11 protein-coding genes are annotated in these 18,842 nt (G+C 70.8%); 7 read left to right on the top strand and 4 right to left on the bottom strand.

What is annotated here, in order from left to right:
- Positions 1-62 precede the first annotated feature (62 nt).
- Together ACIBA9_RS05155 and ACIBA9_RS05160 are read right to left on the bottom strand one after the other, a co-directional pair.
- Positions 63-527 (bottom strand): hypothetical protein, encoded by a 465-nt coding sequence (locus tag ACIBA9_RS05155; protein WP_399359929.1) that lies wholly within the window; start codon positions 525-527, stop codon positions 63-65.
- A gap of 286 nt (positions 528-813) precedes the next feature.
- Entirely contained in the window at positions 814-4,656 is a 3,843-nt protein-coding gene (locus ACIBA9_RS05160; RefSeq protein WP_399359930.1) for a helix-turn-helix domain-containing protein, read from the bottom strand.
- A gap of 267 nt (positions 4,657-4,923) precedes the next feature.
- Between ACIBA9_RS05160 and ACIBA9_RS05165 the strand changes: the two genes are divergently transcribed.
- From ACIBA9_RS05165 to ACIBA9_RS05190, 6 genes are all read left to right on the top strand, one after another.
- A complete protein-coding gene (locus ACIBA9_RS05165; RefSeq protein WP_399359931.1) occupies positions 4,924-5,868 on the top strand; it encodes a peptidoglycan-binding protein in 945 nt (314 codons plus the stop codon).
- Positions 5,869-5,960: 92 nt separating this feature from the next.
- On the top strand, positions 5,961-7,163 hold the full coding sequence (locus ACIBA9_RS05170; RefSeq protein ID WP_399359932.1) for a GH25 family lysozyme: 1,203 nt from the start codon (positions 5,961-5,963) through the stop codon (positions 7,161-7,163).
- 148 nt (positions 7,164-7,311) lie between these two features.
- Positions 7,312-7,734 carry a hypothetical protein gene (locus tag ACIBA9_RS05175; RefSeq protein ID WP_399359933.1) on the top strand — a complete coding sequence of 141 codons (423 nt, stop codon included), beginning with the start codon at positions 7,312-7,314 and terminating at the stop codon, positions 7,732-7,734.
- A gap of 458 nt (positions 7,735-8,192) precedes the next feature.
- Entirely contained in the window at positions 8,193-9,134 is a 942-nt protein-coding gene (locus ACIBA9_RS05180) for an ABC transporter ATP-binding protein (protein WP_399359934.1), read from the top strand.
- On the top strand, positions 9,131-10,489 hold the full coding sequence (locus tag ACIBA9_RS05185; RefSeq protein WP_399359935.1) for an ABC transporter permease: 1,359 nt from the start codon (positions 9,131-9,133) through the stop codon (positions 10,487-10,489). The genes ACIBA9_RS05180 and ACIBA9_RS05185 overlap by 4 nt, the downstream gene beginning before the upstream one ends.
- Before the next feature lie 4 nt (positions 10,490-10,493).
- Positions 10,494-13,256: an alkaline phosphatase family protein gene (locus ACIBA9_RS05190; RefSeq protein WP_399359936.1), complete on the top strand. Its 2,763-nt coding sequence runs from the start codon at positions 10,494-10,496 to the stop codon at positions 13,254-13,256.
- A gap of 184 nt (positions 13,257-13,440) precedes the next feature.
- Here the strand turns inward: ACIBA9_RS05190 and ACIBA9_RS05195 are convergent, their stop codons facing one another.
- Together ACIBA9_RS05195 and ACIBA9_RS05200 are read right to left on the bottom strand one after the other, a co-directional pair.
- Complete coding sequence (locus ACIBA9_RS05195; protein ID WP_399359937.1) at positions 13,441-15,522, bottom strand: serine/threonine-protein kinase; 2,082 nt, start codon at positions 15,520-15,522, stop codon at positions 13,441-13,443.
- A 607-nt stretch (positions 15,523-16,129) separates the two neighbouring features.
- Positions 16,130-16,897, bottom strand: a complete 768-nt coding sequence (locus tag ACIBA9_RS05200; protein WP_399359938.1) for a dienelactone hydrolase family protein — start codon at positions 16,895-16,897, stop codon at positions 16,130-16,132.
- 633 nt (positions 16,898-17,530) lie between these two features.
- Between ACIBA9_RS05200 and ACIBA9_RS05205 the strand changes: the two genes are divergently transcribed.
- Complete coding sequence (locus ACIBA9_RS05205) at positions 17,531-18,808, top strand: ricin-type beta-trefoil lectin domain protein (RefSeq protein ID WP_399359939.1); 1,278 nt, start codon at positions 17,531-17,533, stop codon at positions 18,806-18,808.
- Positions 18,809-18,842 lie beyond the last annotated feature (34 nt).

Consider the following 18,842-nt stretch of genomic DNA (forward strand, 5'->3'; position numbering starts at 1 on the left):
CAATCGGGCACGCGGTGCCCCGCCCACCGGTGGGGCACCGCATACTCACGGGTCTGCTGGGCTCAGTGACCGAGACCGGGGCAGCGGGTGTGGTCCGAGACGGCGATGGACGCCTCGTTGTTCCGCATCCAGCTCGTGAGGTTCCCGCCCTTGTGGGGCGACAGCCAGTTGGAGTCCCCGCGGTAGTTCGTCGAGTACCAGATGCCCACGTTGCACACCGTGCCGTTCTGGGCGGAAGCGGCGTTGTTGCGGACCTTCTGGCCGTGGCCGGCCCCGCTGCTGCCGAACCTCTTCGTTCCCAGGTCGCCGACCTTGAGCAACGTCGTCCGGTACGCGGCGTTCTTGGCGTTGGGCGAGTAGTACAGGCAGAGGTCGTAGCGGCTGTTGACGTTGCAGTCGGACCTGCTGTTCCAGCTGGAGATGTTCGCGCTGCGGGCCTCGGCGTGTCCGGCCAGGGCGCCCAGCGCCAGCGCCGCCGTGGCCATGAGCACTCCGGCACGGGCCGGCGTCCGCTTGATGATCGTCATGTTCGTTCTCTCCCGGTGTCTGTGTGACCGCGACAGGTGCGGTGCGGCCCCATAAGCCCCCCGGCCAGGCGGAAGACGGATTCCGTCAGCCGCGATCAGGAGACGTGGAGGGCGTGGGGCCGCCAGGTGCTGCCGCCGTGCAGGCCGGCCGGCACCTGCAACCGGTCTAGTACGTCACCGTTGTCCGGTGCCGGTGAGCGGGCACCGGACAACAGCGGCCGGACAACGACGTCGCAGACAGGCAGGTCAGGAGAGTGGGCCCGGTGCGCTGCCACTGCGGGGCGCGTCATGGGCAGGGCTGGTCCAGTGACGGTTCGGGCATGTACCGGTGCCACTGCCGTGCGGTGACGGCGCCGGTCGAGGCGCACAGGTGGCGGATCGCCTGGTTGATGTCGAGGTTCCACAGCCGCACGGTGTGGTCGTCGCTCGCGCTCGCCAGAGTGTGGCCGTCAGGGCTGAACGCCACGTCGTCGATCGGCCCGGTGTGGCCGACGAGGGCGGTGCCCAGCTGGGACGGGTGCTCGGGATCGGTGACGTTCCACAGGACGACGGTGTGGTCGTCGCTGCTGCTGGCCAGAGTGTGGCCGTCCGGGCTGAAGGCGACCCCGTACACGAAGCTTGTGTGACCGAGCAGGGGCTCGGCCAGGGCCAGCGGCCGTGCGGGGGCGGTGACGTCCCACAGCCGTACCGTGTGGTCGACGTTGGCAGTGGCCAGGGTCCGGCCGTCGGGGCTGAACGCCACGCCGTACGCACCGCCGCTCCGGGCGGCGAGCGGCCGGCCCAGCAGGGCCGGCCGGTAAGGGCGGGTCACGTCCCACAAGCGGGTGGTGTCGTCCGAGGAGGCCGTGGCCAGCACGTGGCCCCGCGGGCTGAACGCCAGAGCGGTGACCGCTCCGGTGTGCGCGGTGAGCGGCTCGCCGATGCCGTTCGCGTGCGCCGGCCGGGAGACGTCCCACAAACGGACCTTCTGATCGGTCAAGCCCGCGCTCGCCAGCGTGCGGCCGTCCGGGCTGAAGGCGACCGAGCTGATCTCGCCCCGGTGGCCGGTGAGCGGACTGCCCAGGAGCTTGGTACGGGCGGGATCGCGCACGTCCCACAGCCGGATGGTGCCGTCCCGGCTGGCGCTGGCCAGGATTCCCCCGTTGGGGCTGAACGCCAGTTTCCGCACGGCGTTGCGGTGGCCGGTGAGAGGCCGGCCGAGGGGCTTGGGCCGCAACGGGTCGGTGACGTCCCACAATCGGACGGTACTGTCGGTGCTGCCGCTGGCCATGATGTGCCGCACCGGGCTGAACGCCACGGTGTTGACGTAACTCGGGTCGGGGATGACGGTGTCCGGGAGCTTCCAGAGCCTGACGGTGTGGTCGGCGCCGGCCGAGGCGAGGCTGTGCCCGTCCGGGCTGAACGCCAGCCAGTAGACGTATTCGGTATGGCCGGTGAGGGGTTGCCCGAGCGGGACGGGTGCGGAGGGGTCCGTGACGTTCCACAGGCGGACGGTGTGATCGGCTCCGGCGGTGGCCATGACCCGTCCGTCCGGGCTGAAGGCGACCGCGTAGACCGTGTCGGCATGTGCGGCCAGGGGCTTTCCGAGCGGCGCGGGTGCGGCCGGGTCGGCGACGTTCCACAGGTGGACGGTGTGGTCGTTGCCCGCGCCTGCCAGGAGACGGCCGTCGGGGCTGAAGGCGACGGAGTACACGGTGTCCCGGAAGCCGGTGAGCCGCCCCAGACGCTGCGGCTTGGCCGGGTCGGTGACGTTCCACAGCCGAATGGTGTGATCGTGACCGGCGCTGGCGAGCGTGTGCCCGTCGGGACTGAGCGCGGCCGAGGCGACGGCACCGTGGTCGTGTCCCTTGAGGGGGCGACCGAGCCGCCGCGGGTGCGCCGGGTCCGCGACGTTCCACAGCCGGACCGTACCGTCGTCGCTCGCGCTGGCCAGGGTGTGTCCGTCCCCGCTGAAGGCCACGGAGAAGACGTAGCTGCTGTGACCGGTCAGCGGCTGTCCCCAGGCAGCGGGGTGCGCGGGGTGGGTGACGTTCCACAGCCGTACCGTGTGGTCGCGTCCCGCGGACGCCAGGGTGCGGCCGTCGGGGCTGAAGGCGAGCCAGTAGACCCACTGGCTGTGACTGTCGATGGGCCGGCCGACCGGTACCGGGTCGGTCGGGTTCGCGACGTTCCACAGCCGGATCCGCCCGTCGGAGCCCCCGGCGGCGAGGGTGCGGTGGTCGGGGCTGAACGCGACCGCGAACACGGTGCCGCTTCCGGCGGGCAGGAGCCTGGACACGGGGGCGCCGGCGGCGCTGATCAGGTCGGTGCGCAGCTCGGGCCGCGGACGGATGCGGTAGGCGGCGATGTCCAGTTGGGCGGCGAGCGAGGGGTCGGTCCGCCGTAACTGGCTGGCCTCGGTCTGCACCTCCCCGGCGATGGCGTTGTTCCGTTCGGCCTGGGCGGTCGCGCTCTTCTTGAGCGCTACTCCGGCGGCCACGGACGCGACGAGGGCCAACACGCACACGGCGGTGATTCCGGCGCGACGCAGCCTGGCCGCGCGGCCCGCGTGCCGGACGGACGCGGCGAGGAACTCCTCCACCCGAGGGCCGGCGGCCGGACCGTCGCCACGGGTGGCGGCCCACTGTCGCGCCGCGGCCAGCACGCCGCCCCGGTACAGGGCACCGGGGTCGCGGCCCTGCCGTTGCCAGACGGCGGCCGCCTCGGTGATCTGCTGGTACATGAGCAGACCTGCCCGGTCCTCGTCGATCCACTGCCGCAGCCTGGGCCATGCGTGCAGCAGCGCCTCGTGGGTGATCTCGGCGCTGTCCCTGTCCAAGGTGACCAGCCGCGCCTGGGCGAGGAGGTCCAGCACGGCGCCGGTGTCCGGGCCGAGGTCCTCGCGCGCCACGGGCCGTTTGGTGTCGTCGGTTCCGTCGCCGAGCGACACCATCCGCAGCAGCACGGAGCGGGTGAGCCGCCGCTGCTCGGCCGTCATCCGCCCGTACAGGGCCTCGGCGGTGTTGGCCAGGGCGTGCGGGATGCCGCCCGCCGCCTCGTAGCCACTCAGGGTCAGCGTGTTGCCGCGCCGGCGCAACCAGGTCTCCCGCATGGCGTGGGAGACCAGCGGCAGGACGCCCGGCTGTCCGGTGGCCTCCGCTACGACCCGGGCCAGCAGACCCGTCTCCACGGCGCACTCGGAGCGGACCGCCGGCCGGCTGACGGCGCGGCGCAGTTCCTCCGTCGACATGGGGCCGACCAGCAACTGGGCGTCCTGGAGAGCCGCCACGAGTTCGGGATGCTGCGAGCAACTCGCGTAGAAGTCGGCCCGCACTCCGATGACCACGCGGGTACGGCTGTTGGCGGCTCGGGCCGCCGTGAGTAACGCCCCGACGAAACGGTCGCGTTCGTCCTTGCTCCGGCAGAGGGTGAAGATCTCTTCGAACTGGTCGACGACCAGAAGCAGATCCGTGCCGTCGGGGCGGTCCGCCTTGGCGAGTGCCTGGAGGACCGCCTGGTGCAGGGACCGGGAGTCGGTGCCGAGCTCTCTGTGCAGGGCGGAAGCCGTGCCCCCGGCGAAGGCCGACAGACGGGCGGCACACTCCTCCAGCGGATGCGCTCCAGGGGTGAACAGCAGGACCGGCAGGCCCGGACCGCCGACCGCGTCGCCCCCGCGCAGACGAGGGATCAGACCGGCGCGCAACAGCGAGGACTTGCCGGATCCCGACGCCCCGAACACGGCGACGAACCGGGCTGCGCGGACCCGGGCGACCAGGTCGTCCGTGAGCCTCTCACGCCCGAAGAACCGGTCCGCGTCCTCCGGCTGGAAAGCCGACAGCCCCACATAGGGGCACGGCCGGTCCTGCTCCCGGCCCGCGTCGTCCCCGTCGTGCGGCGAGGCGGCGGCCAGACCCGCGGCGACCTCGTGCCAGCGCGCCTTCCACTCCTCCTCGTCACCGCCGCACGCCCGGACGAAGGCGAGCGTGACCTCCAAGGTGGGCAGCTTTCTCCCCCCGGCCGCGTCCGCGAGCGTCGTCGACGAGTAGTGCGCCGCCGCCGCGAGCTGACGGTAGGTGGGCTTGCCCGCCGTGTCCCGTAACCGGCGCAGCTCCGCGGCGAAGCCGGTCAGTGCGCTGCCATCGTCCTCCAACGGCCTTTCTCCACGCGGCACTCGATACCCCCAAGGTCTGAGAAGCGTCGCCGGGAGCCTACTTGTCCGGAGCCGGTTGTCCGAAGGCTCTTCACCGACACCGGACAACGCGTCCTGCCGTAGAACCGAATCGGCGACCGGCTGCCGCGGGGGAGCGGCCGGCGCCGTCCAGGGACGAGAGCGATGTCCGTGCAGCCGCAACGAAACGCGGGCCGCCCTCTTCCCGACCCGACCTTCTCTTCTCCCTGAACCTGAGGAGTACCGGACATGCTGACGAACACTCCTGCGGCCGCCCGCCCGGTGCGGCGCGCCCGGCGGGCCGTTCTCGGTCTGCTGACCGCCGCGGTCGCGACCGGCGCCCTGGCCGCCGTCCCGGGCCCGGCTTCGGCGACCGTCTCGACGGCCGCCAGGCCGGCTGCCACCTCCACCCAGATCAAGCTGGCCCAGCGGGACCTGAACGGCCTGGCCTACGGCGCCGGTCAGGTGGACGGTGTCGGCGGCCCCAGGACCAAGGCGGCGACGCAGTCCTTCCAGAGCGACCGGTGCCTCGCCGTCGACGGAGTCATCGGGACGCAGACGCTCGCCGGGCTCACCTCCGAGGTGAAGCAGGTGCAGACCAAGGCCGGGGTGCAGGCCGACGGTGACTACGGGAGCGGCACGACGAGCGCGGTGAGGACGTACCAGTCGAAGCACCACCTGTCGGCCGACGGCATCGCCGGCGAACAGACGATGAAGGCCATGGGCATCGAGCGGATCGTCAAGAGCTGCCACGCCACGTCGGCGCTCCGCACCAAGATCGTGAAGACCGCCCGGAGCCAGATCGGGGTCACGGCCAACTCCCACCAGTGCGTTCCCGGCAAGCCCTACAGCGTGTGCACCGAGTGGTGCGCGGCCTTCGCCACGTGGGTGTGGCGGCAGTCCGGGGTCAGCATCCCCTTCATGACCTACGTGCCCAACGTCTACGACTGGGCCGTCCAGCACCACAGGTGGGTCGGCACCAGCGGCCTCAAGTCCGCGAAGCCCGGTGACCTGATCATCTTCGGCAGCGCGCACAACCGGTACCACATCGGCGTCGTCGACCAGGTCAGCGGCGCGACCGTACGCGTCATCTCGGGCAACACGACCGATCCCGCCGGTTCGGGCCGGCACGGCGTGTACGACAAGAGCTACTCGCTGTCCGGCTCCGTCTTCTACGGCCTGGTGCGCCCGTAGCGGCCCAAGCCCGGCTGCCCCGCCTGCCCCCGCCGGCGCGTCCGGCGGGGGCAGGCCCCGACCGACCACGGAACACGAATGGAGAGACGGCGATGACGCATCCCCACGGGCGCGGTGCCGCCCCGGTGAGAGCCGGGTGGCGGACCCGCGGTGCGGCGGCGGTCGCCGCGCTGACGGCCCTGTGCGCCGGCGGCGCGGGCGCGGCCCACGCGGACACCACCGCGACGGCCGGGGCGAGCCGGTCCACCGCTTTCGTACGGGGGCTCGACGTGAGCGGCTACAACCCGACGATCGACTGGAAGAAGACGGCCACCATGGGCGCCGCCTTCGCCTATGTGAAGGCGACCGAAGGGGTCACCTACACCAACAGTTACTTCCCGCGGCAATACCAAGGGGCGGCCGCCGCCGGGCTCATCCGCGGTGCCTACCATTTCGCCCGCCCGGACGCCTCCGGCGGACGCGCACAGGCCGACTACTTCCTGGCCCACGGCGGCAGGTGGAAGCGCGACGGCAAGACCCTTCCCGGTGCTCTGGACATCGAGGCCAACGGGCACGGCGCCATTTGCTGGGGGCTCGGCCGCAGCGCCATGACCAACTGGATAGCCGCCTTCGTGAACGAGTACCACGCACGAACGGGGCGCCACCCGGTGATCTACACTTCCGCCGGCTGGTGGGCGTCCTGCACCGGCAACTATCGGGGGTTCGGCCACACCACCCCGCTGTGGATCGTCAACCAGTCCGGTACGCCCACCCCGCTGGCCGCCGGCTGGAACACGTACACCGTCTGGCAGACGGCCGATTCCGGCCCGTTCCCGGGGGACCAGGACGTCTTCAACGGCACACGGAACGACCTGAGGACCTTCGCCCTGGGCGACTACACGCCCCCGCCGCCCGCGCCGAGCTGGCCCCTGGTGCAGCAGGGCGCCACAGGGCGCCAGGTGGTCACCGTGCAGTACCTGCTCGACGCGCACGGGGCCTCCCTCACGGCGGACGGCCGGTTCGGGGCGGGAACCCGGGACGCCGTGATCTCGTTCCAGAGGAGCCGGAACCTGGCAGCCGACGGCATCGTGGGGCCGAACACCTGGCAGCGCCTGGTCGTCACCGTGCGGCAGGGCGACAGCGGTGCGGCCGTGAAGGCGGTCCAGGAGGAGCTGAAGGCCCACGGCGTCTCCGTGGCCGTGGACGGCCGGTTCGGGACCGGCACCCGGGACGCCGTGCTCACCTTCCAGAGGTCCAGGGGACTGACCCCGGACGGCGTCGTCGGTCCGAACACCTGGATGAATCTGGTGAGCTGACGCGGCGCGAGCCGTCCGGCCACCGCCCGTTCCGCCGCATCCTCCCGGCGGATCGGGCGTGCGCCAGTGAGCCTCCGCGGTGTAGTCGCCCAGCGGTACGTGGACGCGTGCCGGCCCGCCGATCAGGGCCTTCACGAACGAGATGGCCGTGTCGAACGACTGTGCCGGGCCGACCGAGGACAAGCCCATCGAGCCGGGCAGCGGCACCCGGCAACTGCGCCGTGTCCGGGACATGGTGATGGAGCTCGGCGTCTCACGCACCGGACTGTTCGCCGTGATGAACAGGGCCACCGGCTCGGGGTCGGACGCGGCACACCGCGCGGGCCTGTACATCCTCCGTGACCGGGTGCGTCGGCCGGCGACCGCGGGACGGCCGCGGGCCGACGAGGAACTGGCCGCCCAGGTCATCCAGGCCACTGCCCAGGAGGGCTCGGGCGCGTCCGCGTCCGGCAGCAGCGGCCCGGCCTGGCCGACGAGGCCGGTGGGAAGCTTCAGCGCGGCCACCCGCGTCTTGGACGCGGCCGCGCCGCCGCTGTTCTCCGGCCACGCCCCGATCGCCTCGACCAGCTGAACGCCACGGAGTCTGGCCGCCGGAGCGACCTCGGCGGAGGCCGGCCTGCAGGGTGTCGTACGCGGCAGGGCGACGGCCTGTGTGGGGGGCCCGGCATGGACGGGGCCGACGGGGGAGTGGGCCGTGTGGGACGAGCCGTTGACGCAGCCACCGCGCCGAGAAGACCACCCGCCGCCCCCAGCGGTACGGCGCCGCGCGAGGTTCGCGTGGGCTCGCGCGTCACACCCCCCGATGTCCGTCGATCGGGCGCCCTCCGCCGGGCGGCATGGAACCAGCGGCATCACCCGCCACCCAAGGGATGGCCGGAAAGGTTGCCCGACTCTGAGCCGATTGCGTGCACTTCGTACTCGTGTACTTGCCAATGAATTGACAATCCGTTCCCCGGACGTTCAACCCTGGTCCCTCGCCTGCGCCGTGCGCCGTCCCTAGGTTTCCTGAGGGTTTGGGAAGAGGGGACCATGGACGTACTTCTCGCGGTCAGGGCGCGTGGGATCACCAAGTGTTTCGGTGATGTCGTGGCGCTCGACGGCGTCGACCTCGATGTGACGCAAGGTCAGATCCACGGTCTGGTCGGGCCGAACGGTGCGGGCAAGACGACGCTGCTCGGCCTCCTGCTGGGCCTGTCCGTCGCCGACGGCGGCCGTCTGGAGATCCTGGGGGCGCCGGTCGAGCGGACGCTCGCGGTTCCCGACGGTGTCGCCGGCTTCGTGGACGGCCCCGGTCTCTACCCCTCGCTCACCGCCCGGCAGAACCTCGCCGCGCTGGCCCGACTGCGCGGTCACGACGTGCGTACGGCGGGCATCGACGAGGTGCTCGACGAGGTCGGCCTCGCCGACGTCGCCGACGACAAGGCCCGCGGTTTCTCGCTGGGCATGCGACAGCGGCTCGGTCTGGCCGCGGCCCTGCTGACCAAGCCCCGGCTGCTGGTGCTCGACGAGCCCTCCAACGGCCTTGATCCGTCCGGCAAAAGACATGTGCACCGGGTCCTCACCCGGCTCGCCGCGGACGGCACCGGCGTCGTGGTCTCCAGCCACCGAATGGACGACCTCGAGGCGCTGTGTTCCGAGGTCACCCTTCTCGCCACCGGACGGGTCGTCTTCTCCGGGCCGCTGAACAAGCTGGCCGCCGAGAACCGCGACCTCGACTACCGGGTGCGCACCTCCGACCCGCGCGCCGCGCGCCGACTGGCCGCCGACACGGACGGGATCAGGGTCGTCGACGACACCGGGATGCGGCCGGACGCCGAGGTGCTGGTCGTGCGGGCGCTGGTGCCCGCGCTCGACGAACTGGTGGCGCACCTCGTGCGGTCGGGCGTCGCGGTGCGCGAACTGGCCCCCGTTCTCTCGCCGTTGGAAGCCGCCTTCCTCGCCCTCACCGAGCCTCAGGAGAAAGGCCGATGACCACGGCCATCGTCGACGACAGCGTTGCCACCGCCCGCCGCGTGCCGCTTTCGCGCGGCTACCGCTTCGAGTTGGTGAAGCTGGTCTCGCAGTGGCGGATCCGCCTGCTGGTCCTGGCCTGTTGGATCGCGCCGGCGCTCTTCGTGGCCGGGGTGAGCGGGCAGAGCACGCTGCCGTCCGACACGCTCTTCGGCCGCTGGATGCATGCCACGGGGTGGGCCGGTCCGCTGGTGACGCTCGGCTTCGCGGGCACCTGGGCGCTGCCGCTGCTGACCTCGCTGGTCGCCGGTGACGTGTTCGCCGCCGAGGACCGGCTCGGAACGTGGCGCCATCTGCTGGTGGCGGTCCGCTCGCCCCGGCGCATCTTCGTGGCGAAGTCGGTGGCCAGCCTCACCGTCATCCTGCTGCTGATGGCCGGGCTGGTCTGCTCCAGCGTGCTCGGCGGGCTGGTGTCGATCGGCGACCAGCCGCTGGTCGGCCTCGACGGCCACCTGCTGACATCGGCAGACGCGGCCGGCCGGGTCCTGCTGGCGTGGCTCTGCGCGCTCGCCCCGACCCTGGCGCTCGCCGCGATCGGCCTGCTCGGATCAGTCGCCCTGGGCCGCTCCCCGATGGGGCTGCTGCTGCCCCCACTGGTCGCGCTCGGCATGCAGGTCGCCCAGATGCTGCCGCTGCCGGTCGCCGTACGCCTCGCCCTGCCGGGCTATGCCTTCATCTCCTGGAACGGCCTGTTCACCAGCCCGGCCCAGCTCGAGCCGCTTCTGATCGGAGTCGCGGTCAGTCTGGTGTGGGCCGCACTGGCGACGACGCTGGCCTATCTGCTGTTCGTACGGCGGGACTTCACCAATCCGGCCTACGACGGTGCCGGGCGCCGCGCCCTCACCGTCGGAGTTCTGCCGCCGGCCGCCCTGACCGCCCTCACCGTCGCGGTGGTCGCCACGGCGACCCCGTCCATGGGCTCGGGCATCGAGCAGGACAAGATCCAGCGGTCGATGGCCACGGCCTTCGCCCACCTCTACCGCCTGCAGACCCGGCAGTTGCACCGCCCCGCCGTCACGGAGGCGAAGCTGCGCGCCACGGCGGCCTGCACCAAGAGCGACGGCCAGGGCGTCCAGGAGGGCGCGGGCAACGACTGGCGTTGCGTCGTGACCTGGCATCTCCCCGACGTCGCGGTGGCCGGTGCGGCCGTCTACCAACTCGACGTCGCCTCAGACGGGCGGTTCGTGGCCGACGGCGACGGACCGAAGGAAGTGAACGGCTACTTCCTCGTCCGTACTCCCACCCGGGACGCCCCGAACCCCCTTTGGCAGTTCGACGGCAACGTCGAACTGCTTGACACCACCTCGAAGGGATAAGCCCATGCAGGTAACACGGCAACGCCGGGTTGACGAGGAAGAGCAGGTCAGCCTCTTCGGCAGACGCGTCGGTCGGCGCACCGCGCTCGTGACGGCCGGCATCGCCGTCGCCCTCGGCGTCACGGGGACGGCCGTCGCCTCGACGTGGCACTTCGGCACCCAGCAGGTCGCCCAGGTCACCCGCGACGGCCAGGTCATCTCCAGCGACCAGTACATCAAGCCGTACGGCGACCGCACCGTCATCAATGACGGCAAGATCATGTCGTCCACGGTCAGCCCGGACGGCACCCACCTCGCCGCCGCGGTCGCCGACGGCGACGCCTCACTGGTCGTCCTGGACCTCGCGACCGGGCAGGTGAAGCAGAAGGTCGGCACCAACGCGGCCGACGACCTGCGCATCAAGAGCGGCTCCGTCGGCCAGGAGGGCCCGACCTACTCGCCCGACGGCACGCAGCTGTGGCTGGGCCAGGTCGACGGCTACACCAAGTTCACCGTCAACGCGGACGGCACCCTCGCCAACCCGGTGACCGTATCCGTCCCCGCCGACGGCACCAAGCACGCGCTCGTGGGCGCCGCGGTGTTCTCGGCCGACGGCACCACCGTGTACTCGGCGGTCAACGGCCAGAACAAGGTGGTCGCCATCGACGCGGCCAGTGGAACCGTCAAGCAGAGCTGGGCCGTCGGCAACGCCCCGCGCGGTCTCGCCCTGGTGGGCGGCAAGCTCTACGTCAGCAACGAGGGCGGGCGTCCGGCCAAGGCCGGCGACACCACCATGAACTCCTACGGCACCCAGGTGCCGGCCAACCCCGACACCGGTGCCGCCACCAGCGGCACGGTCAGTGTCATCGACACGGCGGACCCATCCGCCGCCGTCGGCAGCATCGACGTCGGTCTGCACCCGACCGCGGTGTACGCCAAGCAGGGCACCGTGTTCGTCACCAACACCGCCGACAACAGCGTCTCGGTCATCGACACGGCCAAGGACAAGGTCGTCCAGACCATCGCCACCCAGCCGTGGCCGGAGGCCTCGGTCGGTTACGAGCCCAACGCGGTGACGCTCACCGACGACAACCGCCTGCTGGTGACGCTCGGCCGCGCCAACGCCGTCGCCGTCTACCGCTACACCTCCGCGCAGCAGCCGGCCCGCTATGTCGGCCTGCTCCCCACGGACTACTACCCCTCGGCGATCACCACCGTCGGCGAGCAGGTGGTCGTGTCCAACACCCGTGGCATAGACGCCCGCCGCCCCACCACCAGCGCCGGCCACGGCACCCACGACACGACGTCCAGCCTGACCCAGTTCAGCCTGCCCGACGACAGCGTCATCCGCTCCCAGACGGCCAAGGTGTTCAGGCAGAACGGCTGGACGGCCGGCTCGGTCCTCACCGCCAAGGGCAAGGGCAACGGCCACGCCAGGCCGCTTCCGGTCCCGGCGCGCCTGGGCGACCCCTCGACGATCAAGCACGTGTTCCTGCTGGTCAAGGAGAACCGGACCTACGACCAGGTCTTCGGCGACATGCCGCAGGGCGACGGCGACTCCTCGCTGACGACGTTCGGCGAGAACGTCACGCCCAACCAGCACGCGCTGGCCCGGCAGTTCGGGCTCTACGACAACTTCTACGACGTCGGCACGAACTCCGCCGAGGGCCACAACTGGCTGATGCAGTCGGACAACCCGGAGTACACCGAGTCTTCCGCCGGCGAGTACACGCGCAGCTACGACACCGAGGACGACGTTCTCGGCCACCAGAAGTCCGGCTTCATCTGGACCGGTGCGCAGGCGGCCGGGAAGTCCGTCAAGGACTTCGGCGAGTTCCAGTCGATGGAGTCCAAGCCGGCCGGCGCGAACTGGCAGAACCTGTACTGCGACAGCAAGAACATGGCCGCGACCGGAGCGCAGACCCAGTACCCCATCAAGACGGGCTCGGCGATCCCGTCGCTCAACAAGGTGTCGGTGCAGGGCTTCCCGATGTTCGACCTCGGCGTGCCGGACATTTACAAGCAGCAGATCTGGAAGCAGGACTTCGAGAAGAACGGCCCGGCGAACCTGAACATGTTCTGGTTCTCCAACGACCACACAGGTGGCCCGGCGAACGCGTCCGCCGCGGTCGCGGACAACGACCTCGCGGTCGGCCGGATGGTCGACGAGATCTCGCACAGCGAGTACTGGAAGGACTCGGTGATCTTCGTCGTCGAGGACGACTCCCAGAACGGTCTCGACCACGTGGACGGCCACCGTGCGCCGGTCCAGGTCATCAGTCCCTACGCCAAGCACGGCACCGTCGACAACCACTACTATTCGCAGATCACGATGGTCCGCACGATCGAGCAGATCCTCGGCGTCCACCCGATGAACCAGCTCGACAGCGCGGCCACCCCGATGTACGGGGCGTTCACCCTGAAGGCGGACGACACCCCGTTCACCGTGGTGCCCAACCGGACCTCGCTGACCCTCGGCGTGAGCCCCCAGCCCTCCTGCGGTTCGGACACCCCGGCGCCGCAGGACACCAAGGCCGCGGCGGCGCCGACGTCCACGGCGGTGCCACGGGCCGCGCGGACGGTGGCGGCGCAGTGGAAGACATGGGCGTCGCACCAGCGGCTGACCGGACCGAATGCCGTGCCCGACTACGCCAACCCCGAGCAGATGAACCGTTACACGTGGTACCAGACGCACGACTTCACCAAGCCGTACCCGGGTGACAAGAAGGTGTACGCGCCGAACGCCGTGCCCGGTGCCTATCTCCCGTCGGCGGAGTCCGACGGCTGACGGAGCCGAATCCCGGCAAGGCCCTCCGGCCGGCACATCGCCGGCCGGAGGGCTTCGTTGTTCTCGTTGTCTGCTCCTTCAGACGGCATATGAAGTCGAGCTTCGATATCGAGATCACCGGTGCTTCTCTCGGGGGAGGGCCAGGGATTTCGTCCTCGGGGCGTCGTCACGCCGCCCGGCCGGGTCAGGAGAGGCAGTCGCCCGAGCCGATGAACTCGGGGGTTCCCATGTTTCCGCCGTAGACGGCCACGGACCAGCGGATGTACCGCCAGGACTGGTTCCTGCTGTACTCGTCCCTCAGCTTCCGGCAGGTGGTCCTCCGGGCGACATCCTGGAAGTTGTCTCTCTGGGCGCGGCCGATCAGTGCTCCATAGGTGTCCTGGATCCACACGTAGGCGGCCTTCTCGGCCGGGTCGAATCCGAGGCTGATGTCGTCGTCTGCGGCGGAGGGGTCAACGCCGTAGCCCTCGGCGACCCGGGTCTTCCACGCGGCGGTGATGGCCTTGTCCGTGGCGTCGGCGACCCGGATCTCGTCCTTGTCGGCACTGGGTATCTGCGCGGTCGCCATGCCGGTCTCGTCTCCGTGCCACTGCCCGGCGACCTCGTTGTCACACCCGTCGGTGGCCTGGCCGAAGCCGAGGACGTCCGCTTCCGTGTCGTCGTCGGAGTTCTTCCAGAAGACGGAGTAACGGCCGTAGGGCCAGGTGGTGGGGCCGGCCTGGAGACGGTGGGCGAGGGTGGTGCAGGATGCCATCTCTCCTGCCCTGCGGAACACCTCCTGGTCGTCCTCCGGCAGCTGGGAGACCGGCCCGCCGGTCACCATCACGGTCTGCGCACGCCGGTTGAACGTGACCGTGGCAGTGAGGTAGTCCAGGCCCTTGGTGGCGAGCATGGACCTCGCGGCGTCCTCGATCGCCCGGGCGGTGTCCTTCTCCTCCTGGGTGCCGGCGGTGGTGCTCGCTCTCCACTCGTCGTCCGACGGCTGGGCCTCGTCACCGGCCCGTGTGAAGGCGGGGTGGGCCACGCCGGCCAGCGGATCGGTAGGTACGCGGATCCCGCGCGGATCGGCCGCGGTCCGCGTCGCCGCAGCGGGGCTAGTGGTCCCTGTGGGCCCTGTGGGCCCTGTGGGCCCGGTGGCGCCGCCGGCGTGCCGGGCCGGGGACGCGGTCGACCGGCCGGCGGCGGCGTCGCCGGCGCCGCCACGGTCCCCGCCGTTCGGGAAGGCGGCCGGAAAGGCCAAGGCGCCGCCGACGAGAGCACCGATCACAGCGGCGGCCACGAGCACGGTCGTGACGGCCCGTCTGCGGGAGGATGCGGAGGGGGCGTGCCAGGTGGGGTCGTCCACCTCGGGCATCTCCCAGACGGCCGTGACCAGTTCGCCGACCTCGGTGGGTGCCGGTCCGTCGCCGCGCGCGAGGACCTGGGTGGCCTGGGCGGCGAGGAAACGCGAGCACTCCTGCGCGGCCGAGGCGGCGGATATCCGGTCGGCGGGTTCCTTCGCGAGGGCACTCTCGACGACTTCGCGCAGTTCCTCGGGAATACCGTCCAGGTCGGGCTCCCCGGACATCACACGGAACGCGACCACGTCCGGCGCACCGGCGCCGAAGGGGAGCCGGCCGGTGGCGGCGTAGGCGACGAGCGCGCCCCAGGCGAACATGTCGCCCTCCGGCCCTGCGGTGCTGGTGCGGTAGTACTCGGGGCTGATCCAGCCGGGGGTGCCGGTCATGACGCCCGTGCGGGTCACGCTCGTGCCGTCGGCGGCGCGGGCGATGCCGAAGTCGAGGACGCGAGGGCCGCCCGGAGTGAGGATGACGTTCTGGGGCTTCATGTCCCGGTGGACGACGCCGGTTTCGTGGACGGCCGCCAGTGCTTGGGCCGTGCCCGTCGCGAAGGCGTACAAGGTGCCGCCGGTCAGGGGGCCGTGGTCGGCCAGATACTGGTTGAGGGTAGGGCCTGGAGCGTAGGCGGTCGCCAGCCAGGGCGCGTCGGCTTCGGGGTCGGCGGCGAGCAGCGGCACGAGGCAGGGCCCCTGCACGCGCGCGGACAGTTGCACCTCGCGGCGGAACCGGGCCCGGAAATCCGGGTCTTCGGCCTGCGCAGGGTGGATCACCTTGACGGCGGCCCTGAGGCCGTCGGCGGTGAGACCGGCATGGACGGTCCCCATGCCGCCGGAGCCGAGGCGGCCGATGATCCGGTAGGGGCCGATACGAGAAGGATCACCCGGGCGGGCAGGTTGCACCCGCCTGCCGGAACCAGCAGCGCTCACGAGGAGTCCCAGCCTAGGAAACTGAAAGTGAAGAAGATGTGGGGGACGTGTATATCATGATCACATAGTTACGTGAAGCGGGCCCCGGTCGAGCCCGGACGTGGACTTGGGAGCTCCTCCGCCTCAGCGGCGCGCGGGTTCGGTCGCGTGTCCGGTCTCCGCTTTCGGCGGGCGTCTCCTCACCGTGCCGCCCAGGCGCCGCGGCCGCGCCGCCGTCGTGCACCGTTAACGCCGCCGTGCGGACCTCTCCCTCGTGCATGAAGTCGAGGAACACGTGGTTAGCCACCCGTGGTCGGCGCCGTCGCCGCGGCGGAGATCTCCTGGAACGGGAGGGGTTGTGGCCGTCCCCAGCGGAGCGCGCCCCCGCGCCCGGGTTCGCTCACCGGTTCGAGCGTCTCGCCCGCCCTGCCTTCCGGCACTGCCGTGGCAAATGTGTACACGTCGCCCCGGCGGCCTGCCTGCCCCGCCACAGGTCGCGGTGATCACCGTGGGGGGCCTCTGCCGCACCGTAAATACGGTGTGCGTCGCGGCAGTTGACGACGCCTTTCCGTGATCTTGCATCCGTCAGAATGCGCTTCTGCTGTGCGGCCTTGAGAGGAGGGGACGGTCAGCGCCCGGTGCCGGCATGCTTACTTGCGTCTTGCCCCAGACCCCCCGTCAGGGGCAGGCACTCGGCGAGCAGGTCGACGACGTCGCGCCAGGCTCGCTTCGCGTGCTGCGGGTGGTAGCCGACGCCGGGGACCGTGGGGTGGTCGACCGGCGGGTGGTGGAAGGCGTGCAAGGCGCCGCCGTAGACCGTGAGGCGCCAGTCGACGCCCGCGGCCTGCATCTCGGCGGTGAACGCGTCCCGTTGCGCGGGCGGCATGATCGGGTCTTCCGACCCGACCCCGGCCCACACCGGGCAGCGAATGCGTGCCGCCTCGCCCGGTCGGCCCGTGGTCGTCGCGTTGACTGTCCCGATCGCGCGCAGGCTGGCGCCGCCGCGCCCCAGTTCCAGCGCGACGGCGCCCCCGGTGCCGTAGCCGACGGCGGCGATCCGGTCGGGGTCGGCCCGCGGTTCGGTGCGCAACACGTCGAGCGCCGCATGGCCGATGCCCCGCATCCGGTCGGGATCTGCGAGCAGCGGCAGGCAACGCGCCAGCATCTCTTCCGGGTCCGCCAAATAGCGCCCGCCGTGAAGGTCGAAGGCCAGGGCTACATATCCCAGTTCGGCGAGAGCATCGGCCCGGCGGCGCTCGACGTCGCTGAGCCCCATGCCCTCTGGTCCGAGCAGCACCGCGGGCCGGCGGTGGACACCGGCCGGGAGCGCGAGGTGCCCGATCATCGTCAAACCGTCGCCCGGATACTCGACTGTACGCGTCGTGATCGTCGTCATGAGACGGGACTGTAGTGATCGTCGAGCTTGGCCCGGCTGCTGTTCTGCCGCTGGCAGAGCAGCGTGGGTACCACTCGGAAATACGGAGAGGGCTGCTGACCCTCCCATCAGGATTCCGGGGTATGTCGGCCCTCTCCCGTGAAGGGCGTCACGTCCGATCGGACTTCGCTGCCTTTGGGTGACCTTGCCACACCTTCTTGGCGAGCCAGGCTGGGAGTGCGGGTCGGCCGAGCCGGTCGCTTCCCCATGCCGAAGGAAGCGTCTCCTGTCTCAATTGCGCTGTCGGCCCCGTCTGCGGGCTGGCCGCGGCCCTTGTGTGCGAATGCCGCCACATCAGCGGAATTGACCAGTCCGGCGGGTGGTCTCGGAGAGTCGCCCTTCTTAAGTGAGGCTTAAACGCTTCTTAAGCATTCTTGAGTCTCGGTTCGTTCGCCAAGTAACCGCAGTTCAGGGGGGTTTGGTGGCAGCCTGAACAAGTTGGACGAGGCAACGGTCGTGCGTACCATCGGGATCCCCCCGCGGCTCACCACAGCTGAGAGAGCGCTCTCACGCGGAACGATCTGCCTCGTCGTTCGCGGCCCGCCGTACGGGTGGAACCACCTGCACCCCCACAGACAAGGTGTCATCCCAGCCATGGCAGCTCATCGCGCTAGGCGGTGGACGCTCGGCGGACTGGTCTCACTGGTCGCCGCCGCACTCGTCACCGTCCTCCTCATCACGACGACCGGATCCGGGGCGAACCGGGCAAGCGCCGCACCCACCGGGGTGACCTGGTCCGACGACTTCGACGGCAGTGCGGGAAGCGCTCCCGACCCCACCAAGTGGACGCTCGAGACCGGCGGTTCGGGCAATGGGAACCACGAACTGCAGTACTACACACCGGGCAACCAGAACGCCGCCCTCGACGGCCAGGGCCACCTGGTGATCACAGCACGCAAGAACACCGACTCCGGGCTGCAGTGCTGGAACGGGACCTGCCAGTACACATCGGCCCGCCTCAACACGGCACGCGGCTTCACCCAGAAGTACGGGCACTTCGAGTCCCGTATCAAGATCCCCCGTGGCCAGGGGATGTGGCCGGCCTTCTGGATGCTCGGTGACAACCTCCCCAACGCGGGCTGGCCAGACAGCGGGGAGATCGACGTCATGGAGAACGTCGGCAAGGAACCCGGCATGGTCCACGGCACCATCCACGGCCCCGGCTACTCCGGCTCCGGCGGGCTCGGTGCCGCGTACACCCTCCCTGACGGCAAGGCGTTCGCCGACGACTTCCACGTCTTCGCCGTCGACTGGAGCCCGGCGGCGATCACCTGGTCGGTGGACGGCCACCCCTACGAGACCCGCACGCCGTCCGACCTCGGTGGCAAGAAGTGGGTCTACGACCATCCGTTCTTCCTCATCCTGAACCTCGCCGTCGGCGGCGACTGGCCCGGCAGCCCCGACTCGGCCACTTCCTTCCCGCAGACGATGACCGTCGACTACGTCCGCGCCTCGACCTCCGACGTGGGTGGCTCGACCGGCTCGACCGGCGCCGGCGGCGTCATCAAGGGCATCGGCGGAATGTGCGTCGACGTTGCCGGAGCTTCCACCGCGGACGGGACGCCGATCCAACTACACGACTGCAACGGCGTCGACGCCCAGAAGTGGACGCTGGGCAGTGACGGCACCCTGCGCGCGCTGGGCAAGTGTCTCGACGTACGCGGCGGTTCCACCGAGGACGGCACCCCGGTCCAGCTCTACGGCTGCAACGGCAGCAAGGCCCAGCAGTGGACTTACACCTCCGCCCACGACCTCACCAACAGCGGTGCGGGCAAGTGCCTCGACGCCAAGGACAATTCGGCGGCCGACGGCACCCGGCTGCAGATCTGGACCTGTGGCGGCACCGCCAACCAGAAGTGGACCGTGGGCTGACCCCCGCACGGCGGACGGTCCACCCCCACGACCA

The sequence above is a fragment of the Streptomyces sp. NPDC051452 genome, from assembly GCF_044454765.1.
In the GTDB taxonomy this organism is placed as follows: domain Bacteria; phylum Actinomycetota; class Actinomycetes; order Streptomycetales; family Streptomycetaceae; genus Streptomyces.